This is a genomic window from Rhodopirellula sp. JB055, from assembly GCF_043100905.1.
GTDB lineage: Bacteria > Planctomycetota > Planctomycetia > Pirellulales > Pirellulaceae > Rhodopirellula.
On sequence record NZ_JBICHO010000530.1, the window covers coordinates 1 to 5,368 of the forward strand.

Here is a 5,368-nt window from a genome sequence, read left to right on the forward strand (position 1 = left end):
GCGCAACCACTCGCAACACTTCGTCTCCCGCTCGGTGACCATGGGTGTCGTTGAACTTCTTGAAATGGTCGACATCGAGGACGGCGAGGACACCGGCTCGGGATGGACCGAGCGCGTGACGTCGAAGCAGGTGCTCGTCAAACGCACCGCGGTTGTAGATTTGTGTCAGAGCATCGGTTTGAGCTCGTTGCTCTGCCGATTGCAGTTGTTGTGATTGCTCGCGGATTTGAGCCTGAGCGTCTGCCAGTTGATTTCGCATGATCTCGTTGGCTTCCAGCATTTGCTCCACCGCATCCACAATCGTAGGCGGCGAATTGCTCAGGTCGCTTTCATGCAACGTCATGCTCAAGTTTTCGACGCGGCTTTGGTGAGCGTCCACATCCGCTGCAATCGAATGAGTGAACTGACGAACGCGATCCGCGACGGCCATCACTTTTTCCGAATCAGGAGTGTCGTCATCGACCTGGGGAATCGACGGGGCCGCGTCGGATTCCATTGCCTGTTCGCCAGCGGAAGATGTGTTGGCACCTGCAGACTTCTGAGTCGATTGTTGGGAACCATCCAGCGCGAGACCTTGATTGTAGATGGCATGCATCACCCAGCCACATGTCATTCCGGCGCCGCCACTACTGGCAGCAATGATGATATCAAGAAGCACGTTTTTGTTCCCGCAGAGGTTCTCTAAGTTGGTTTGATATAAAGAGGGACAGCGAGGCTTCATGCAGCTCGAACAACGAACGCAAGAACCCTCTTCCCGTCGGGGTTTCTCGCAAACGCCAAGGTGGAGGCTGTGTTGTTTTGACCCACCCGAATGACACTTGTGAGATTCAAATCTACGACACTCTTGGTGACGGGCGCAAAAATGTTGCCTTTCATCCCCCCTTTCGTAGGTTTCCCAGACGACATCCTCCGCAAAACCGAACCTGCGAAGTCAATGCACGCATTTTCAGCGGATGCAATTGGCTTGAGAGAAAAAGCGTGTGGGCCGCCAATTGAACCGCTGCCGTGGCCTATTGTTCCTGGGTTGCCTGCTTTGACAGGTTGCCTGCGGCTGATCGCGATAAAATTGTCAAATTGCCGTGGCCCGAATTGCGAACATCGGCAAAATTAAAGGGTGGACGGTGTTTGCATGGGAAAACCTGTCCAGGCCATTCTTAAACACCTAAATGGAATTGGGACATTGATGCAATCGACCACGCAGACCAGCGACGCCGCTCCTTCTCTCTCCACCGCTTCCACCGATTTTGTTGACTCTGGCAGTCGCGTCTCAGGCAACGAAGTCACTGCCGCGATCAAAGCGTTGGCAGACAGCAGTGTCGCTGAATTGCGATTCTTGCGTGTCGACGAAAGCGAGAGCGAAATCTGCCTGACCGGCCGAGTTCGTAGCTTCTATCACAAACAACTTGCACAAGAAGCCATTCGTCCCGTTGCCGAAGGACGGCTTGTCGTCAATCGAGTGGATGTTTGCATGGGCTCCTGATCAGCGTTCAGGCTGAACCCGAATTTCTTGGTGTTTTTTGGGTGCGCGGCGACTCGTTCTACGCGGTGTTTCGCTCTCAGCTCAGGGCCGCGTCCTTTGAGTTTCGCCATTTTGCTGGGCTTCTTCGAAGCCCGGCGATTCACCTCAGAGGTTTTCTTCTCACTCTCATTCTGCGGAGAGTCGTTCCGCCAGCTTACCGGTTGAGAACGCATCGCTGAAATATTGGCGATACTCGGACTCCGTCGAGGGGAACAGCGTCTCGAACGCGGCTTTGCCTCCGGCACCATGTTGGAAGCGGCGTTTGGGATTGATCGGCATAGCAGTGCCGGTGACCGCTTTCACTCCTGCGCCCACGATCTGACCCTTCAACGCGTACAGCTTCTCGTGGTCCCAATCGGTCATCTCGATGAACGGCGTGCCTTCGGCGACCTCAATCACGTCGGGCAACGCCATCGGGCTGAATCCATGAAATCCCAAGCGTCGTGCCGGTGCGCTGGTGCGGACGTGCCCGCGACTTTGCCCACCGCTGTAAACCAGGGAATGCTTCACCGCGTCCACGCCCCAACCTTCCTGGTACAGCATCTGGTTGTTCAGAACACTGCGGATGGTTAGCTCTGGGTTTTCCTCAATGGGATAGTCTTTGAAGTTCTCGTCGCCACCGTCGCCATCGACCAAGTATTTCCAATCTGGATAACGATCGCGGATGCCCTGGCAAAGTGCCAATCCCATCGTGGCGCTTTGAATGTCCAGCGGTTTGTAGTCCTCGGTGACTTCGATCGCCGAACGCCAATCGATGCGAGACGTCTCGACCGTGATGACTTCCAGCAACATCGGCATCCCGATCGTTTCCAAGAAGTCACTCGCTTGGGCAAAGTCGGTTTCGCTAGAACTGGCGTTGTCTTGCACTGAAAGCACAAACGCTTTCAATCGTTGAGGCGTCTGGCCGCGTTGCTTCAAGGCATGGATCATCGCCATCAGAACCGCACCGCTGTCGATCCCACCGCTGAACATCACGCCGATCGTCGCGTCGACTACGATGTTGTCCAACCAGTCCGAACACGCTTGCACGATTCGTTCGATGTACCGCGTTCCAATCGTCTCGACACTGGCCGGCAACGTGTTGGATGGCGGGTCAAAGAAACGATGCAGCGTGGGGTTGGGATCCGGGCAACCCGTCAGTTGCAGTTTCATCACATGGTGAGCGGGAACCATTCGCGTGTAAGACGGATGGAACTGATCCTCCAGCCCTTCTGTTTTGAGTTGTTCAAAGATTTCGTCGATTCGTTCTGCCACGATCAGACAGGGCCCCGCCGCGCGTTTGGCAAGGAAGTATCGCATCGGTCGTCCGATCGAACGAGCCATGTGAACGGTCTTGCCCTCGGCTTGCAAAATCGCGAATTGCCCACGGATTTTTCCAACCGCTTCGGCATCCCCGCTCCGCACGGCTGCCTCTGCCGCTTCCCGTGTGGTGCCCAGCAAGATATCGCCGCTGGGATCCAATAAGTTCACGATGCGTTCGATGACCGGGGGCGCGTTCATAGAGAAATTTCCGCGAGTGTTGAGGGAGGACATAGAGAAGGGGGCAAGCGTCAGACGCGATCAAGCGAAGGCTTTGCCTACCAGACGTTCGTACCCTTCACGATAGCGGTCCGCGGTTTGGCGGGCGATCGATTCCGGCAGCGGTGGCGGAGGGCTATTGCGATCCCAATCCGACGATTGCAGGTATTCGCGAACGAACTGCTTGTCGAATGATCGCTGCGAGTGGCCTGGTTCGTACTCATCGGCAGCCCAGAACCGTGAACTGTCCGGGGTCAAAACTTCATCGATCAAAATCAGTTGATCATCGACGACGCCGAACTCGAACTTGGTGTCTGCAATCAACAGGCCGCGTTCGGCAGCGATCTTCAAGGCGTCCTGATAAATTGCCAAGCTCATTCGCCGCAGTTGACTGGATTGTTCCTCGCCCAGCGATTGGCGCATGACTTCGTAGGAAACGTTTTCGTCGTGGCCTTCTTCGGCTTTGGTCGCTGGTGTGAAGATCGCTTCGCTGAGTTGGTCACACTGCTTCAGGTCCGCTGGCAAGGCGACTCCGCAAACTTCGCCCGTGGCCTGGTATTCCTTCCATCCGCTGCCCTCGAGGTAACCTCGGACGACACATTCGAACGGCACGACGGAGGCTTTTCGGGTGACCATGATGCGACCTTCCAGCGGCTTCGGGTCGACCTTGGCAGCAACCTCTTCCGGGACATCGGTGCTGATCAAGTGATGCGAGATTGGTTGGTCAGCGTTGGGACCGCCCGCGTTTTGGCCGATGCGGCCCGCGTCGATCTGCTCAAACCAGAACCGGCTCATCGCGGTCAGCAAGCGACCTTTCTCGGGAATGCCGGTTGGCAAAATGAAGTCGAACGCGCTGATCCGATCGCTGCTGACGATCAGCAATCGATCGCCCAGATCGTAGACGTCACGGACCTTGCCTTGGCGGCGAGGGAATGGCAAATCGGTACTCAGCAGAGCCCCGGCGGCATCGAATTGATAGTTGTCGTTCATGCCGCAAATGGTCGCACACCGACCGAGTGCCGACAAGCATCACCCGCTGAAGCTTCGCTTTCGATTTCCATCCGTCGCGGAAGTCGTCAAACCGTAGCGGAAGTCGCCAAGACTTTCGGCAAGTCCAAACGTGCTTCCCGGGACTGCGCCAGCACACCAACGCCGATCAGAATCGGCGAGTCAAGACGAAGCGAGAGACCAAGGGGTGGGATGGCGATCCGCGACCGAAGTCACTTGGGTGCGATCATGCAGATCATTCGACGCCCGTGCTGTTGGGGTTTGGTTTCCACCTTGCCCACTTCGCTGAGGATCTCGATGACCTGCTCCATGACCTTGCGGCCTTCTTCGATGTGGGCCATTTCACGACCGCGGAACAGAACGCTGACTTGGACCTTGTCCTTGTGTTCCAAGAATTTCTCGGCTTGGCGAACCTTGGTGCGAATGTCTTCGTCACCGGTTTTGGGTCGCAAGCGGATTTCCTTCGTCTTGGTATGGGACGAGCCGCTGTTCTTTTTCTTGTTTTTGTCGTACTTGAATTTGCCGTAATCCATGATTCGACAAACCGGTGGACGCTCTCCAGGAGCCACTTCCACCAAATCCAGTCCCGCGTCGCGAGCACGCTCCAGTGCCTGCTCGGTGGGAATGATTCCTAACTGTTCGCCCTCTTCGCTGACAACTCGTACCGGAGTGATACGGATTTGAGAGTTGATACGAGTTGAGTCGCGATTTTCCGGTTGTACGTTTCTGCGTGCCAATGCCACTAAAGCAATCTTCTCCGGCCGGGAGGCGTTCCGGCGCAAGTGGAAATCAAATCGATGAGAACGAATGTGTGCTCACCGCAGCGGGCGGACGTGCCGTCCAGTCAAAAGCCGCTGCCCAAACATAGGTTAGTCAGCCTGACCAGTGGGGGAGGGATTCCTGAAAATCGCTCCAACCGCGTCAACCCCAATTTTCCCAAAGTATCCAGGGGTGGGTCCGCAGCCGTCAACAGCGAAATGGCGAAATCTTTGTGTTTTCGCCAATCCGTCATACTTTTGGGATGATTTCGGCTCCGATCTTGGAACTGGAACAGGCGAAGGGTGCCAAACCGACCGAGATCGGATTTTGCCGGTTCGGGGTGGCTTGACGAATCGTCAGGGTCATCCCAAACTGTGCGACCGCTTTGGGAACGCCGGCACTGGATTTTGTCCCCCAGACAGCCGAATTCCTAACAAAGTCCCCCGCCAGACAGGCGGGAACCCTCAGGGTCAGCGATTCGGATGATGTCCCTATCCGACCCCGACGGGCGATTAGCTCAGTTGGTTAGAGCGCCACGTTGACATCGTGGAGGTCAGAGATTCG

The 5,368-nt window shown here is 56.1% G+C and carries 5 protein-coding genes; 1 reads left to right on the top strand and 4 read right to left on the bottom strand.

Going from position 1 to position 5,368, the window contains the following annotated elements; translation table 11 throughout:
- A partial coding sequence (locus tag ACF8AM_RS20685; RefSeq protein ID WP_392557471.1) for a GGDEF domain-containing protein occupies positions 1–658 on the bottom strand: 658 nt, incomplete at its 3' end.
- Positions 659–1,183: 525 nt separating this feature from the next.
- Between ACF8AM_RS20685 and ACF8AM_RS20690 the strand changes: the two genes are divergently transcribed.
- Positions 1,184–1,480, top strand: coding sequence for a BON domain-containing protein (locus ACF8AM_RS20690; protein WP_392557472.1), 297 nt, complete (start codon positions 1,184–1,186; stop codon positions 1,478–1,480).
- A 165-nt stretch (positions 1,481–1,645) separates the two neighbouring features.
- Here the strand turns inward: ACF8AM_RS20690 and ACF8AM_RS20695 are convergent, their stop codons facing one another.
- The 3 genes from ACF8AM_RS20695 to infC all read right to left on the bottom strand — a co-directional run bounded on the left by ACF8AM_RS20695 (position 1,646) and on the right by infC (position 4,788).
- Positions 1,646–3,019 (bottom strand): asparagine synthase-related protein, encoded by a 1,374-nt coding sequence (locus ACF8AM_RS20695; RefSeq protein WP_392557473.1) that lies wholly within the window; start codon positions 3,017–3,019, stop codon positions 1,646–1,648.
- A gap of 60 nt (positions 3,020–3,079) precedes the next feature.
- Positions 3,080–4,027 carry a phosphoribosylaminoimidazolesuccinocarboxamide synthase gene (locus ACF8AM_RS20700; protein ID WP_392557474.1) on the bottom strand — a complete coding sequence of 316 codons (948 nt, stop codon included), beginning with the start codon at positions 4,025–4,027 and terminating at the stop codon, positions 3,080–3,082.
- 230 nt (positions 4,028–4,257) lie between these two features.
- On the bottom strand, positions 4,258–4,788 hold the full coding sequence (gene infC, locus ACF8AM_RS20705) for a translation initiation factor IF-3 (protein WP_047814130.1): 531 nt from the start codon (positions 4,786–4,788) through the stop codon (positions 4,258–4,260).
- Between the last annotated feature and the right edge of the window lie 580 nt (positions 4,789–5,368).